14 protein-coding genes and 1 pseudogene are annotated in these 15,777 nt (G+C 58.6%); 13 read left to right on the forward strand and 2 right to left on the reverse strand.

Translation table 11 applies throughout. The features are described from left to right. Window positions 1–561: 561 nt before the first annotated feature. Complete coding sequence (locus BLV67_RS23355; RefSeq protein ID WP_068933713.1) at window positions 562–1,782, reverse strand: CaiB/BaiF CoA transferase family protein; 1,221 nt, start codon at window positions 1,780–1,782, stop codon at window positions 562–564. A 12-nt stretch (window positions 1,783–1,794) separates the two neighbouring features. Next, window positions 1,795–2,976: an acyl-CoA dehydrogenase gene (locus BLV67_RS23360; RefSeq protein ID WP_003187423.1), complete on the reverse strand. Its 1,182-nt coding sequence runs from the start codon at window positions 2,974–2,976 to the stop codon at window positions 1,795–1,797. Between the two features lie 157 nt (window positions 2,977–3,133). On the opposite strand from BLV67_RS23360, the pseudogene BLV67_RS23365 reads away from it, so the two are divergent. From BLV67_RS23365 to BLV67_RS23425, 13 genes and pseudogenes are all read left to right on the forward strand, one after another. Next, window positions 3,134–4,032: pseudogene (locus tag BLV67_RS23365) on the forward strand (LysR family transcriptional regulator). Window positions 4,033–4,484: 452 nt separating this feature from the next. Beyond that, entirely contained in the window at window positions 4,485–5,606 is a 1,122-nt protein-coding gene (locus BLV67_RS23370; RefSeq protein ID WP_065931940.1) for a Re/Si-specific NAD(P)(+) transhydrogenase subunit alpha, read from the forward strand. Between the two features lie 15 nt (window positions 5,607–5,621). Then, window positions 5,622–5,942, forward strand: coding sequence for an NAD(P) transhydrogenase subunit alpha part 2 (locus tag BLV67_RS23375; protein WP_003187417.1), 321 nt, complete (start codon window positions 5,622–5,624; stop codon window positions 5,940–5,942). Further along, a complete protein-coding gene (locus BLV67_RS23380) occupies window positions 5,942–7,378 on the forward strand; it encodes an NAD(P)(+) transhydrogenase (Re/Si-specific) subunit beta (protein ID WP_065931941.1) in 1,437 nt (478 codons plus the stop codon). The genes BLV67_RS23375 and BLV67_RS23380 overlap by 1 nt, the downstream gene beginning before the upstream one ends. Before the next feature lie 235 nt (window positions 7,379–7,613). Next, window positions 7,614–9,107 carry an acetyl-CoA hydrolase/transferase family protein gene (locus BLV67_RS23385; protein WP_065931942.1) on the forward strand — a complete coding sequence of 498 codons (1,494 nt, stop codon included), beginning with the start codon at window positions 7,614–7,616 and terminating at the stop codon, window positions 9,105–9,107. Window positions 9,108–9,425: 318 nt separating this feature from the next. Continuing rightward, window positions 9,426–9,641 carry a DUF1127 domain-containing protein gene (locus tag BLV67_RS23390; protein ID WP_048721398.1) on the forward strand — a complete coding sequence of 72 codons (216 nt, stop codon included), beginning with the start codon at window positions 9,426–9,428 and terminating at the stop codon, window positions 9,639–9,641. 263 nt (window positions 9,642–9,904) lie between these two features. Then, window positions 9,905–10,090 (forward strand): DUF1127 domain-containing protein, encoded by a 186-nt coding sequence (locus tag BLV67_RS23395; RefSeq protein ID WP_065931943.1) that lies wholly within the window; start codon window positions 9,905–9,907, stop codon window positions 10,088–10,090. A gap of 158 nt (window positions 10,091–10,248) precedes the next feature. Then, window positions 10,249–10,569 (forward strand): DUF2388 domain-containing protein, encoded by a 321-nt coding sequence (locus BLV67_RS23400; RefSeq protein WP_056861033.1) that lies wholly within the window; start codon window positions 10,249–10,251, stop codon window positions 10,567–10,569. A 107-nt stretch (window positions 10,570–10,676) separates the two neighbouring features. Beyond that, on the forward strand, window positions 10,677–10,985 hold the full coding sequence (locus BLV67_RS23405; RefSeq protein ID WP_056861032.1) for a DUF2388 domain-containing protein: 309 nt from the start codon (window positions 10,677–10,679) through the stop codon (window positions 10,983–10,985). Between the two features lie 39 nt (window positions 10,986–11,024). Continuing rightward, window positions 11,025–11,345 carry a DUF2388 domain-containing protein gene (locus BLV67_RS23410; protein ID WP_060756468.1) on the forward strand — a complete coding sequence of 107 codons (321 nt, stop codon included), beginning with the start codon at window positions 11,025–11,027 and terminating at the stop codon, window positions 11,343–11,345. Continuing rightward, the gene (locus BLV67_RS23415; protein ID WP_058421921.1) at window positions 11,342–13,303 is read left to right on the forward strand and encodes a DUF7844 domain-containing protein; all 1,962 of its coding nucleotides are present in this window, start codon (window positions 11,342–11,344) and stop codon (window positions 13,301–13,303) included. Before BLV67_RS23410 ends, BLV67_RS23415 begins: the two co-directional genes overlap by 4 nt. A gap of 256 nt (window positions 13,304–13,559) precedes the next feature. Continuing rightward, entirely contained in the window at window positions 13,560–14,867 is a 1,308-nt protein-coding gene (locus BLV67_RS23420) for a CitMHS family transporter (RefSeq protein WP_017139070.1), read from the forward strand. A 65-nt stretch (window positions 14,868–14,932) separates the two neighbouring features. Continuing rightward, entirely contained in the window at window positions 14,933–15,700 is a 768-nt protein-coding gene (locus tag BLV67_RS23425) for a TerC family protein (RefSeq protein WP_017139071.1), read from the forward strand. Window positions 15,701–15,777: the final 77 nt, after the last annotated feature.

The raw sequence follows: 15,777 nt of genomic DNA on the forward strand, positions 1-15,777 counted from the left end.
TTTTAATAAACCCTAAACTTGGCTCAGCAATCGTTGGTTACATCTTTGATTTCTCGCGGAGTAACTTGTGATGCTGATAATCTTGTTGACTATCAGTCTGACTCCACAAGCACCCACACGAATTGCTTGATTCAGTTGTTAAAGAGCGGTTGGTTAAGATCTTTCGTCTCAACCGAGGCGCGCATTCTACAGCAGCCTCATTTGCTGTCAAGTGATTATTTTCAGAAGTTTTCGAAGAATTCTTCAACAACTTCAACCACTTGCGCTTACGATCTCTCGTTAGCGGGAGGCGAATTCTACAGCGTTACACGCTGCTGTCAACACCTCTTTTTCAACTTCCTTCTGGCTTCGATGAACTGAAGCAACCTGCTGCCGAAAACCTCATAACTCTTTGTTTACCAAGGAGTTTTCCGTTTCGACTGCGCCGGAAGTGGGGCGAATTATAGACTTCTAGAATCCGCCGTCAACACTTAATTTAACTTATCTATCAATAAGTTAGAATCGATCAAAAAACAACCAATCCGATCTGATTGATGAGTCTGCCTATATAGAAGAGCAACTTCAGATAACACCAGCAGCCTTCAGCGCAGCCACATTCGACGAATCCAACCCCAACACCCCCTGCAACACCTGCACCGTATGCTCGCCCAATAGAGGAGGCGCATTACGGTATTCCACCGGCGTCTTGGACAACCGCATCGGACTGGCGACCTGAGGCACCATCCCCGCCAATGCATGCGGCAACGCCATCGCCAACCCACGCGCCTTGACCTGCGGGTCGGCAAACACTTGCGCCAGATCATTGATCGGCCCACACGGCACGCCTACTTGCTCCAGCTGTGACACCCACTCAGCCGTCGTCTTGAACACTGTGGCCTGGCGGATCAGCGGAATCAGCTCCGCACGGTTAGCCACCCGCACCTTATTAGTGGCGAAACGCGGATCATCCGCCCACTGCGGCTGTCCGGCCACCTCAGCAAACTTACGAAACTGTCCGTCATTGCCCACCGTCAGGATGAAGTCGCCATCAGCCGTGGGAAAGTCCTGATAAGGCACAATATTGGGGTGAGCATTGCCCAGGCGCCTGGGCGCGACACCCGTCGTCAGGTAATTCATCGCCTGATTGGCCAGGCATGCCACCTGAACATCCAGCAACGCCATATCAATATGCTGCCCACCGCCGTCATGATCCCGGTGAGCCAGCGCCGCCAGGATCGCCACGGTCGAGTACAGCCCCGTCAGGATATCCGTCAACGCCACGCCTACCTTTACCGGCCCAGCCCCTTCATCACCCTCGGGCCGACCGGTCAGGCTCATAAGCCCACCCAGCCCCTGGATCATAAAGTCGTAGCCTGCACGCGTCGCATAAGGCCCCGTCTGGCCAAAGCCGGTGATCGAGCAATAGATCAATTCTGGATTGATCTCCTTGAGCGATTCATAGTCCAGCCCATACGCCGCCAGACCACCTACCTTGAAGTTCTCGATGAGGATGTCGGACTTGGCCGCGAGGTCGCGCACCAGCTTCTGACCCTCCGGACGCGTGAAGTCGATGGTCACCGATTCCTTGTTACGGTTGGCTGACAGGTAATACGCCGCTTCGCTGGTATTCTCGCCATAGGCATCTTTAAGGAAGGGCGGCCCCCACGCCCGCGTATCATCGCCATTGCCCGGTCGCTCAACCTTGATCACCTCAGCCCCAAGGTCTGCAAGGATCTGCCCGGACCACGGGCCCGCCAACACTCGTGACAAATCCAGTACCCGCAGATGTGAAAGCGCGCCCATGCCGTTCTCCTATTAATAGAACGCTTGAAGACCGGTCTGCGCGCGCCCAAGAATCAAGGCGTGTACGTCATGGGTGCCCTCGTAGGTATTGACCACCTCCAGGTTGACCAGGTGACGCGCCACCCCGAACTCATCCGAGATACCGTTACCGCCCAACATGTCCCGCGCCATGCGCGCAATATCCAGGGACTTGCCACACGAGTTACGCTTCATGATCGACGTGATCTCAACCGCCGCCGTCCCTTCGTCCTTCATGCGCCCCAAACGCAGGCAGCCTTGCAAGGCCAGGGTGATCTCGGTCTGCATGTCCGCCAGCTTCTTCTGGATCAGCTGGGTCGCCGCCAAAGGCCGCCCGAACTGCTGACGGTCCAGGGTGTATTGGCGAGCGGTGTGCCAGCAAAACTCCGCAGCCCCCAACGCCCCCCAGGAAATGCCATAACGTGCCGAATTCAGACAAGTGAAAGGCCCCTTCAGGCCACGCACGTCCGGGAAGATGTTCTCCTCGGGCACAAATACGTTATCCATGACGATCTCACCGGTAATCGAAGCCCGCAGGCCAACCTTGCCGTGAATCGCCGGAGCGCTCAGCCCCTTCCAACCCTTCTCCAGGACAAAACCGCGGATATCGCCCGCATCGTCCTTGCCCCACACCACGAACACATCGGCGATTGGGCTGTTGGTGATCCACATCTTGGCGCCGGTCAGGCTGTAGCCGCCATCAACCTTACGTGCACGGGTAATCATCGCGCCCGGGTCAGAGCCGTGGTTAGGCTCGGTCAGGCCGAAGCAACCGATCCATTCGCCCGACGCCAGCTTTGGCAGGTACTTCTGCTTTTGCGCCTCGGTGCCAAATTCGTTGATAGGCACCATCACCAGTGAGGACTGCACACTCATCATCGAGCGATAGCCGGAGTCGACACGCTCCACCTCACGGGCAATCAGCCCGTAGCTGACGTAGTTCAGGCCACTGCCACCGTACTGCTCAGGGATCATCGCGCCCAGCAGGCCGGTTTCACCCATCTCGCGAAAGATAGCTGGGTCGGTCTTTTCATGGCGAAAGGCTTCGAGCACACGCGGCGCCAGCTTGTCCTGGGCGAATTGCTCAGCGCTGTCGCGCACCATGCGCTCTTCTTCGGTGAGCTGTTGATCCAGCAACAGTGGATCGATCCAGTTGAAGCTTGCCTTGCCAGCCATGAATAAGTCCTCGGGGAAGAAAACAGAAGTCGTGGATGCAGCCTAGGCCGGGCAACCGCAGAGGGCAAACGACGTTTACGCATAGGGTTGTGCTAATTTCTCACTTCGTAATGACCGAAGAGTGCGCAAATGCGCTTTATGAGTGAGTACAACGTACATGCGCAGAAAAATTCCCAGCACCACCGCCCTGGTCAGTTTTGAAGCGGCGGCCCGCCACGAGAGCTTTACCAAGGCGGCACACGAGCTTTCACTCACCCAAGGCGCCATCTGTCGACAGATCGCCAGCCTTGAGGAGTTTTTGAGTGTCGAGCTATTTCGACGCTCACGACGGGGCGTCAAGCTGACGGAAGCGGGGCTGTCTTATAGCCGTCGCGTTGCCATGCAACTGGACGCCGTAGAGCGCGATACCTTGTCGGTCATGGGGCAGCAGGGCGCGAATGTCATCGAGCTGGCAGTGGTGCCAACGTTCGGCACCCAATGGCTGATCCCACGGCTCAAGGACTTCCAGCAGCAACACCCGGAAGTCACGGTCAACCTCACCAACCGCACGCGCCCTTTTTTGTTTGCCGACACCGAGTTCGACGCCGCCGTCTACTTTGGCGATGCCGATTGGTCAGGCACCGAATCCCACCGGCTGATGGGCGAAAACCCTGTTCCCGTGTGCAGTCCGCGCTTACTGGGCAGTCGTGCACACTTCAGCCCGGAAGAAATCGCCCAACTGCCGCTGCTGCAACAAACCACCCGGCCATACGCCTGGCGCCAGTGGTTCAGCGCGCAACAACTGAACATACCTCGCGACATGACAGGCCCTCGTTACGAGCTATTCTCGATGTTGTCGCAAGCGGCCATGATGACATGGGCATTGCACTGATTCCGCCCTTCCTTATCCAGCGCGAGCTGGAAGAGCAGCATCTGGTGATCGCGAGCCCCGAAGCGTTGAGCAGTACAAAGGCTTACTACCTGATGATTCCCGAGAGAAAAGTCGAATCTGCGTCGCTGCACGCTTTTAGAGACTGGCTTATCGACCAATCACAGCGCTACAACCCCAGCATTTAAAGGACAAGTCCACTTTGTTGACCTTGTAGTCAGATAAATTAAGATCCTACAGATATAACTATATGTCGTGTTTTGAAAGACTGTACCTCTCAGCGTCAAAATGAGCTTAACGCCATGACCAATAAGGCTTGTAGCGACAATCACCTGCCAATGCCCGACCATTCACGCCGAAGATAGGAAAACCGTCTATAACTCTCTACAGCCCTTTAAGCACCTGTATTTAAAGAGGTTATTTTGTCCTGTTGCGACAATCAGTCACAGGGTGACTTGTAGTTAATTTTTCGTCACCCGTCATAATCCCTTGAAGGCCGTAAAGTTCGCCTGCAAAATGCCGCGCCCCGCTGTCATTTCAGCGGGATCGTGCTGATCGGCCGCCCCAGCTGCGCCACTCGCGGTGCACTGGCCTTTTTACAAAAAGATCAAAAGCAAAAAGATCATGCAGGAGATTTGACGTGCACATTGGTGTTCCTCTCGAAACCCAGACCGGTGAAACGCGGGTGGCTGCCACCCCGGAAACCATCAAGAAGCTGATCGGCCAGGGCCATAAGGTCACTGTACAAAGCGGCGCAGGCATTACCGCCAGCATCGTCGACAGTGCCTATGAAACGGCAGGCGCAACCATTGGCAGCGCCAGCGAAGCGTTTGGCGCCGAGCTGATTCTCAAGGTGGTTGCCCCCAGCGACAGCGAACTGGCGCTGATCAAAAGCGGCACCGTGTTGGTGGGCATGCTCAACCCGTTCAGCAATGAAACCATTGGCAAGCTGGCCGAACGCGGCATCACCGCCTTCGCGCTCGAAGCAGCCCCACGCACCTCGCGGGCCCAGAGCCTTGACGTGTTGTCGTCACAGGCCAACATTGCCGGCTATAAAGCCGTATTGCTGGCAGCCCATCACTACCCACGCTTCATGCCGATGCTGATGACTGCCGCGGGCACCGTCAAAGCCGCGCGCGTGCTGATCCTCGGCGCGGGTGTCGCAGGCCTGCAAGCCATCGCCACGGCGAAACGTCTGGGTGCCGTGATTGAAGCGTCGGACGTGCGCCCTGCCGTAAAAGAGCAGATCGAGTCCCTCGGCGCCAAGTTCGTCGACGTACCCTACGAAACCGATGAAGAGCGTGAATGCGCGGTCGGTGTCGGCGGTTACGCGCGCCCGATGCCATCGAGCTGGATGCAGCGTCAGGCCCTGGCCGTGCATGAACGCGCCAAACAAGCGGACATCGTCATCACCACTGCGCTGATCCCGGGCCGCAAAGCCCCGACCTTGCTCAGTGCCGAAACCGTCGCACAAATGAAGCCGGGCTCGGTGGTCATCGACCTCGCTGCCGCCCAGGGTGGCAACTGCCCGCTGACCGTCGCCGACCAGGTCGTCGTGGAAAACGGCGTGACCATTTGCGGCCCGACCAACCTGGCCGGTGCCGTGGCCGCCGATGCTTCTGCTTTATATGCGCGCAACCTGCTGGACTTCCTGAAGCTGGTCTTCACCAAGGAAGGGCAGTTTGAAATCAACCTCGAAGACGACATCGTCGCCGCGTGCCTGATGTGCCGCGACGGCCAAGTCATCCGCAAAAACGCCTAAGCAGGGATTCAGACGATGGAAGAGCTTATCTCCCCCGGTATCTACAACCTGATCATCTTTGTGCTGGCGATTTATGTCGGTTACCACGTGGTCTGGAACGTCACGCCCGCACTGCACACCCCACTGATGGCGGTCACCAACGCCATCTCCGCAATCGTGATTGTCGGCGCCATGCTGGCCGCAGCCCTCACCGTGACCCCACTGGGCAAGACCATGGGCACCCTGGCCGTGGCCCTGGCGGCGGTTAACGTATTCGGCGGGTTCCTGGTCACGCGCAGGATGCTGGAGATGTTCAAGAAGAAAGCCCCGAAAGTAAAAGAAGAGGCGCCAAAGTAATGAGCATGAATTTGGTTACGACGCTCTACTTGATCGCGTCGATCTGTTTTATCCAGGCCCTTAAAGGCCTGTCACACCCAACCACATCGCGACGCGGCAACCTGTTCGGCATGCTCGGCATGGCGCTGGCGGTGCTGACCACTGTGGGCCTCATCTATAAGCTCGGCGCTGAGCTCGCAACAGCCGGTATCGGTTACGTGATCGTCGGCCTGCTGATCGGCGGCACCGCCGGTTCGATCATGGCCAAGCGCGTAGAAATGACCAAGATGCCGGAGCTGGTTGCCTTCATGCACAGCATGATCGGCCTGGCGGCGGTGTTTATCGCGATTGCCGCGGTGGTCGAGCCGCAATCCCTGGGCATCGTCAAACAGCTGGGCGACTCGATCCCTGCGGGCAACCGCCTGGAACTGTTCCTCGGCGCAGCCATTGGTGCAATTACCTTCTCCGGTTCGGTGATTGCGTTCGGCAAGCTCTCGGGCAAATACAAGTTTCGCCTGTTCCAGGGCGCACCGGTACAGTTCGGTGGCCAGCACAAACTGAACCTGGTGCTTGGCCTGGCAACCCTGGGCCTGGGCCTGGCGTTCATGTTCACTGGCAACCTCACTGCGTTCGCGTTGATGCTGGCACTGGCTTTCGTGCTGGGCGTGCTGATCATCATCCCGATCGGCGGCGCCGACATGCCGGTGGTTGTTTCGATGCTCAACAGCTACTCCGGCTGGGCAGCGGCGGGCATTGGCTTCTCGCTGAACAACTCGATGCTGATCATCGCCGGCTCCCTGGTGGGCTCCAGCGGCGCGATTCTGTCGTACATCATGTGCAAGGCGATGAACCGCTCCTTCTTTAATGTACTGCTCGGTGGTTTCGGCAACACAGCAGATGCCGGCGCAGCAGCTGGCTCCAAAGAAGCACGCCCGGTGAAATCCGGTTCGGCGGACGACGCCACGTTCCTGCTGACCAACGCCGACACCGTGATCATCGTTCCAGGCTACGGCCTGGCAGTCGCTCGGGCGCAACACGCCCTTAAAGAGCTGACCGAGAAGCTGACCCACCGCGGTGTGACCGTGAAGTACGCGATCCACCCGGTAGCGGGCCGTATGCCTGGGCACATGAACGTGCTGCTGGCCGAGGCGGAAGTGCCTTACGACCAAGTGTTCGAAATGGAAGACATCAACTCCGAGTTCGGCCAGGCCGACGTGGTGCTGGTGTTGGGTGCCAACGATGTGGTCAACCCGGCCGCCAAGAACGACCCGAACTCGCCGATTGCCGGTATGCCGATTCTTGAGGCGTTCAAGGCCAAGACCATCATCGTCAACAAGCGCTCGATGGCCAGCGGCTATGCCGGCTTGGATAACGAGTTGTTCTACCTGGACAAGACCATGATGGTCTTCGGTGATGCCAAGAAGGTCATCGAAGACATGGTCAAAGCCGTCGAATAACACTGCGCCAGCGCAATACCCGAAACCCTGGCCTCCAGTAGGCTGGGGTTTTTTTATGGTTCCCAAGCTCTGCGTGGGAATGCATCCGGGAATGCTCTGCGTTCCGCTTTGCACACACCTGAAACCCGACCAAAGGCTCTAAATCGCTGCCTGGCATTCGACCATGGTAGCGGGCCGAAATTTTTTGAAATCACTACACTGCCCACCTTGCTTCCGTAGCCTGAGATAACACTTCATGTACCGTGATCGTATCCGCTTGCCTTCGTTGTTGAACAAGGTCATGAGCGCGGCAGACGCCGCCGCACTGATCGAGGACGGCATGACCGTCGGCATGAGCGGCTTCACCCGTGCCGGTGAAGCCAAGGCCGTCCCCCACGCCCTGGCCGAACGCGCCAAGACTTCGCCGCTGAAAATCACCCTGATGACCGGCGCCAGCCTGGGCAATGACCTGGACAAGCAACTGACCGAAGCCGGCGTGTTGTCGCGCCGTATGCCGTTTCAGGTCGACAGCACCCTGCGCAAGGCGATCAACGCAGGCCAAGTGATGTTTATCGACCAGCACCTCTCGGAAACCGTCGAGCAACTGCGCAACAACCAACTCAAGTTGCCGGACATCGCCGTGATCGAAGCCGTTGCGATCACCGAACAAGGACACATCGTGCCCACCACCTCTGTGGGCAACTCGGCCAGCTTCGCGATTTTCGCCAAACAAGTGATTGTTGAGATCAACCTCGCGCACAACCCGAACCTGGAAGGGCTGCACGACATCTATATCCCGACCTACCGGCCGACGCGCACACCGATCCCGCTGGTGAAGGTCGACGATCGCATCGGCAGCACCGCGATTCCGATCCCGCCGGAGAAAATCGTCGCCATCGTGATCACCAATCAGGCCGACTCCGCCTCAACCGTGACACCACCGGACGCCGACACCCAAGGCATCGCCAACCATCTGATCAACTTCCTCAAGCAGGAAGTCGACGCCGGGCGCATGACCAACAAGCTCGGCCCGCTGCAGGCCGGGATCGGCAACATCGCCAACGCGGTGATGTGCGGCTTGATCGAATCGCCGTTCGAAGACCTGACCATGTATTCGGAAGTGCTGCAGGACTCGACCTTCGACCTGATCGACGCGGGCAAGCTGAGCTTTGCTTCGGGCAGTTCGATTACCTTGTCGGAACGACGCAACGCCGACGTGTTCGGCAACCTGGAACACTACAAGGACAAGCTGGTGCTGCGCCCGCAGGAAATCTCCAACCACCCTGAAGTGGTTCGGCGCCTGGGCATTATCGGTATCAACACCGCGCTTGAATTCGATATCTACGGCAACGTCAACTCCACCCACGTCTGCGGCACGCGGATGATGAATGGGATTGGCGGCTCCGGGGATTTCGCGCGCAATGCGCACCTGGCGATTTTTGTCACCAAGTCGATTGCCAAGGGCGGCGCGATTTCCAGCGTAGTGCCGATGGTCAGCCATGTGGACCACACCGAGCATGACGTGGACATCCTGGTGACAGAGGTTGGCCTCGCTGACCTGCGTGGCCTGGCGCCACGTGAGCGGGCACGGGTGATCATCGACAACTGCGTGCACCCGGCTTACCGCGATGCGCTGAACAGTTACTTCGACGCTGCCTGCGCGATCGGCGGGCATACTCCGCACATCCTGCGCGAAGCACTGAGTTGGCACATCAACCTGGAAGAAACCGGGCATATGCTCAAGGCTTGATTGATACAGATCCGGGCTGATGCAAACACAGTTTGCTCAGCTCGGTGACCGCAGCCGCACTTTTTGAAAAAACTGTACTGCTGTACCGGTCATTTCCTACCGAATTATCCTACGCCTCATGTCGAAAATACCTATTTCGCACTAATTAAGTGCAGACAGGTACAGTTGCCCCAATTCCGTACAGTACAGCCGCGATAAACAGTTAACTGGCCCCTCACAATACAGGTGAACTGTATCTAGAGAGTCTTGCGCCGGAGGAGGATCATTGGCATCAGTTAAACCACTACCTAATCCCGCCACAAGCGGAAGGATGTCATCATGGAACGTACACTCAGTTCCGATCTGTTCTTCGAAGAAAAAGCTGTAAACACCCAGGCTTCCATGCCTTTGCGCGTTCTCGCCAACCTGATGTTGTGGCAGCGCCGCATCTCCAGCCGTCACCAACTGGCTCGCCTGGATTCGCGTCTGCTGGCTGACGCCGGTATCAGCGAAGCTCAACGCTACGAAGAGCTGAGCAAGCCGTTCTGGCGCTAATTGGCGCCCGCTGGCCCTGACCCGCCGGGTCCACCGCCAGCACCCTGATTTAACAAAACAAAGCCCGCCCCGGGAAACCGGAGGCGGGCTTTGTTGTTTCCGGAGTTCAGACTTTACACGGCTAAAACAGAGGGCACACGCAAACACCAGTACAGTTTAAATATCACAACAGTTAAGCGGTACAATTTAACCTTGTTGTATCTGTATTGGTAAAAGCTGGCCGCCCAAGATGGTGTTCCAAGACTTCATGGAAGGCCGTCGTCATGAGCACGCAAACCTCGCACCACAAACAGTTGATCATTCGAATGGCTCGCGCGCTCGGCAGATGGGCGCGGCAGGCCCATGAGCGCCGACAACTTGCGCAACTTGACCCACGTGAATTGGCCGATGCAGGCATCAGCCACGGCGACCGTACTGCCGAGCTGTCCAAACCTTTCTGGCGCGACTAGACAGATAGAGGCTTTCCGAACGGATAGCGGCAGCTTAAGATCCCCTTATTACGTGGCGAACCTTGTAGAACAGACGTCTGATGCTTAATCCGCAACAATGTCGGTTTCACAGTGGCCGCATTGCGCCGCTTTATTTGATCTTCTACAGGAGTTATTCCATGTCCCGTCTTCGCCTGCTGAGTGCTGCCACCCTGTTGGCCCTGGCCGCCAACGCCAACGCGAGCAGCTTTATCGTGACCACCGACTCGATTGTCGGCGCGCTCAAAGCCACTTCCGATGCCAGCTCCGACGCCACGTCGTCCCTGCGTGACAACAAAGTCGTACAAGCTGCCCGTGACGACGCCGCCAGCTTTGTGGCCAGCGAAGGCGCCATTCGTGGCGTGAAACTGGAAAGCGCCCTGGCCCAGATTCGCCAACAGGCCCCACAACTGAACACCGCGACCGACGCTCAACTGGCCCAGGCAATTCTGGCCATCTGATAAACCGGTAGACGCCAGGGCACGCCAGCCGCTACCAAATGTGTCAGCGCTGGCTCTCGCCCGGGCGTTGCGCTAGCCTTGGCGCTCGCTTTCAGTTGTCGAGTCCCATGGCTTTTTCATACCGCCTGTTGATTGTTCCCGTGTTGGTTTCCGCCTGCTGGTCACCCTTGGCTTCGGCCTTTGACGTGTCCATCCAGAGCACCGTCATCAGTGCCTACGCCACCAGCAAGGTGACGTCGGCGCCCTTTGACAGAAAATTGGTACTGGCCGCCCAGGATGACGCTGCCGCTTTTATCGCCACTGACGGCCAATGGCGGGGAGCTCGTCTGGAATCTGCGCTGGAGTACTTGCGCCGAACCCAGCCAAAACTTCATGTCAGCGACCTTGAACTGGCGCAGGCAATTCTCGTCCAATAATCATCGTATATTTCTACCTTTGTATTTCGGAGTCATTCCATGCGTAGCCCGCTGATCGCTGCCGCTCTGGGCCTGCTGTTGTTGGCCGATGTCGCCCACGCGCAAACCCTGAAAGCCACCAGTAACATCATCGTGCGTGCCTCGGCGCGTACCATTGATTTCACTTCGGACACCACCACTTCCATCCGCGACTCCAAAATCGTGCGCGAAGCCCACGATGACGCTGCCAGCTTCGTCGCCTCCAACGGCGAAATCCGCGGCGCACAGTTGGAAGCAGCCTTCGATACCCTGCGCACCCGCGTACCGGAAGCCCGCGACGCCAGTGACCAGACCCTCGCCGAAGCTATCCTCGCTCTGTGAGGCGCCTGTTCGCCTGGCTACTGGCCGGGACTGTGCTGCTTTGTGCAGGCGCAGCCCAGGCCAGCCTGCAACTGCGGCTCAAGACCGATGGCTTGAGCCCGGCCGAACAGCAGGCCAGCCAGGCGTTGCTTGATGAAGCGATGCGCGCTTTGCCGCCGCGCTTTATCGAGCAGCTGGATCGGCGCATTGATGTCGGCTGGACCGACAAGATGCCTGAAAACGCCTATGGCCAGGCCTCCCTGGTGTCCGAACTGGACCTGAACCAGAACCTGCTCGCCAGCCTCACCGACGGCAGCGCCGCCACCCAAAAGACCAACCGCCCCCATGGCACTGTGCGCCGCGAAATGCTCGCCACCGTGCTGCATGAACTGACCCACATCTATGACCGTGCGCGCCTGTGGTCCACAGACGAGCGCCGCCTGATCCAACGCTGCAGCCGCCAGAACAACATCACCGGTCTGATCGGCCTGCCCGATCAATGCCGTGGCCAGAACGACCGTCGCTTCACCTTGAGTGACGACCCGCGCTTGCTCGACATTGCCGGCTGGCCCCAATACGTGGGCCGTCGGGGCGAGCGCGAGCAACACAACCACCAGGTCGCCCGCAGCCCGGACATCTACGAAACCACCAGCCCGCTGGAGTTTGTGGCGGTCAACATGGAGTATTTCCTCCTCGACCCGAGCTACGCCTGCCGTCGCCCCGCGCTGTTTCGTTATTACAAGGAACACTTCGGCTGGGCACCGCCCGAACAGGACACCTGCGCCAAAACCTACGCGTTCCTGAACGCCGGCAATGACTTCGCCAAAACGCCGCTGGGCCAGATCGACCCGGAGCGCGTGTATGAAATCGACTACCTGTTGGCCGAAGCCAACCAGAACCTGGTGAGCCGCTGGGGCCACAGCATGTTGCGCCTGGTGATCTGCGCACCCGGCCGCCCGCGTGGCCCGGATTGCCGATTGGACCTGGACCAGCACTTGGTGTTGTCTTACCGCGCTTTCGTCGGTGACGTACAGCTCTCAAGCTGGGATGGACTGGTGGGCAAGTATCCATCACGCTTGTTTGTGCTGCCGCTGGCGCAGGTGATCGACGAATACACCAAGACTGAACTGCGCGGCCTGGCCTCGGTACCGCTCAAGCTCACCCGCCAGGAAATCAACGACACCGTCGAACATGCCGCCGAAATGCACTGGAGCTACGACGGTAATTACTTCTTCATCTCCAACAACTGCGCGGTGGAGAGCCTCAAGCTGTTACGCAGCGGCAGCGCCAACCCGCAATTGACCAGCCTGGACAACATTACCCCCAACGGCCTGCTCGAAGTGCTCAGCGCCCGCGGCCTGGCTGACACCAGCGTACTCAATGACAAGCGTGAAGCCTTGCGCCTGGGTTATCACTTCGACTCGTTCCGCGAGCGCTACCAGGCGATGTTCGACGTGCTGCGCAAACATCTGCCGATCAAGCAGACCCAAGTCGAAGACTGGCTCGCCCTCAGTGCCGCAGAACGGCGCCAGTGGTTCACCCAGGCCGACCTGCGCACCAGCGCCGCACTGCTGCTGCTGGAACAAGCCAGCTATCGCAAACAACTGATGCTGGCCCAGGACGAAGTCAAGCAACGCTACCTCAATGCCCGTGAGCTGAAAAACGGCGGCATGGAAAGAGCCAACAACACCCTGCAACAGATCCTCGCCAACAGCGGCTTCCTCAGCCGCCCGGCGGAATTGCTCGATAGCGGCGGCTACGGCCTGCCGCAACCGTCGGAAGCCAAACGCCTGGAATCGGAAAGTGCCGAGCGCCAGAAACAGCTGCAGTCCTTGACCGGCGATCTGGATAAAGAGGTGAGGGCGTTGCTGGACCCTGCACGCGCCGACGAGATTGCCGCCTGCGAAGCCAACCTCAAGCAGATGGGCGAGCACCTGCGGGCCTTGCACAAAGCCTCGGGCGGTTTGGAGCTGCCCTGAGTCACCTTAATCAAAATTCCTACAAGCCTTCCATCATCTGACTTACACAGCGAAAGCTGGCTGAAAGCTTCCCCGTCTAGGATCGCCCCCACTGCCGGCAACAGACCGGCTGTAAACAACAACAATGGTGACCCCTGATGTCCGCTACTACCCGCCTGTTCGCTCCAACTCCATTCGTACGCCACGTGCCTTTCGTACTGCGCTGACCCCAACCCGGTTCGCCATTCCCTAGCCGCGCTACGCCTGGAGTATTCCTATGCTGACTTTCCTTGGCTTTGCCATGGTCATCACGTTCATGTACCTGATCATGACCAAGCGCCTGTCCGCGCTGATTGCCTTGATTATTGTGCCGATCCTGTTCGCCCTGTTCGGCGGCTTTGCACCCGAGATCGGACCGATGATGCTTGCGGGCATCACCAAGCTTGCGCCGACCGGCGTGATGCTGATGTTCGCCATTCTCTACTTTGCCCTGATGATCGACTCCGGCCTGTTCGACCCGGCCGTGCGCAAGATCCTCAAGATGGTCAAGGGCGACCCGCTGAAAGTTTCGGTCGGTACCGCCGTGCTGGCCCTGGTGGTGTCTCTGGACGGTGACGGCGCCACCACTTACATGATCTGCGTGGCCGCCATGCTGCCGCTGTACCAGCGCATCGGCATGAGCCCGCGGATCATGGCCGGCCTGATCATCCTCGCCGGTGGCGTGATGAACATGACGCCATGGGGCGGCCCGACGGCCCGTGCCGCCAGTGCGCTGCATGTAGACCCTTCGGATATTTTCGTACCGATGATCCCGGCCATGGCTGTCGGCGTAGTGGCGATCCTGGTGATTGCCTATATGTACGGCAAACGCGAACGTGCCCGCCTGGGTGAACTGCACCTGCAGGGCGACGAGATCGATCACAGCGAGATCAGCGTGTCGCAATTCCCGGACGCCCGTCGCCCCAAGCTGATCTGGTTCAACGGCGCACTGACCTTCGCGCTGATGTGCACCCTGATTGCCGGCCTGTTGCCGCTGCCAGTGCTGTTCATGGTGGCGTTCAGTATCGCGATGATCGTCAACTACCCGTGCCTGCAACAGCAGAAAGATCGCGTCGCCGCCCACGCCGGCAGCGTGCTGGCAGTCGTCGGGCTCATCTTCGCCGCGGGCATCTTCACCGGCATTCTGTCCGGTACCGGCATGGTTGATGCGATGTCCAAGAGCTTGCTGGCGGTTATCCCGGAAGCGCTGGGCCCGTACCTCGCAGTGATCACCGCGCTGGTAAGCATGCCGTTTACCTTCTTCATGTCCAACGACGCGTTCTACTACGGCGTACTGCCTGTGCTCGCCGAAGCGGCCAGCCATTACGGTATCACCGCCGTGGAAATGGCCCGTGCGTCCATCGTTGGCCAACCCGTACATTTGCTCAGCCCGCTGGTACCATCGACTTACCTGCTGGTGGCCCTGGCCGGGATCGAATTTGGCGATCACCAACGCTTTACCCTCAAGTGGGCAGTGCTGGTGTGCCTGTGCATAATGTTCGCCGCTTTGCTGATGGGGATTTTTCCGCTGTTCAGCACTCTATAATCGTAACGACCTGACCGCGCGGCGCTGCAGCTTGCGCGGTTTCACATTTGCTCAAAGGAATACACATGGAATGGCTGACCAATCCGGAAATCTGGATTGCCTTCTTCACCCTGACGGCGCTCGAGATCGTCCTGGGCATCGATAACATCATCATGATTTCGATCCTGGTCAGCCGCATGCCCAAGCATATGCAGGCGCGCACCCGGATCTTCGGCCTGGCCCTGGCCATGGTCACGCGAATCCTGTTGCTGCTGTCGATCACCTGGGTCATGCAACTCACTGCGGACCTGTTCGTGGTCTTCGGCCAGGGCATTTCCGGTCGCGACCTGATTCTGTTCTTCGGTGGCCTGTTTCTGCTGTGGAAAAGCTCCCAGGAGATGTACCACGCACTCGAAGGTGAAGACGAAACCCACGACGAGCCGGGCGGCAAGGGTGGCAAGTTCATCTACACCATCATCCAGATCGCGATCATCGACATCGTGTTCTCCCTGGACTCGGTGATCACTGCGGTCGGCATGGTTTCCCATGTGCCAGTCATGGTCGCTGCGATCGTGGTAGCCGTACTGGTGATGATGCTGGCTGCGGGCACCATCAGTGAATTCATCGACAAGCACCCGTCGCTGAAGATGCTGGCGCTGTCGTTCCTGCTGGTGGTGGGTACGGTGCTGATCGCTGAATCCTTCGACGTGCATGTGCCAAAAGGCTACGTCTACTTCGCCATGGCGTTCTCGCTGGCCGTAGAAGCGGTGAACATCAAGATGCGTACCGCCATCGCGAAAAAGAAGAAACAGCAGGATCCTGTGAAACTGCGCAAGGACATTCCGGGTCAATAAACCTGACCCGCTGCTGATGATCGTTGTTGATCGTTCCCACGCGCCGCGTGGGAATGCCGCCTCAGGACGCTCCGCGT

This window comes from Pseudomonas salomonii, from assembly GCF_900107155.1.
Taxonomy (GTDB): domain Bacteria; phylum Pseudomonadota; class Gammaproteobacteria; order Pseudomonadales; family Pseudomonadaceae; genus Aquipseudomonas; species Aquipseudomonas salomonii.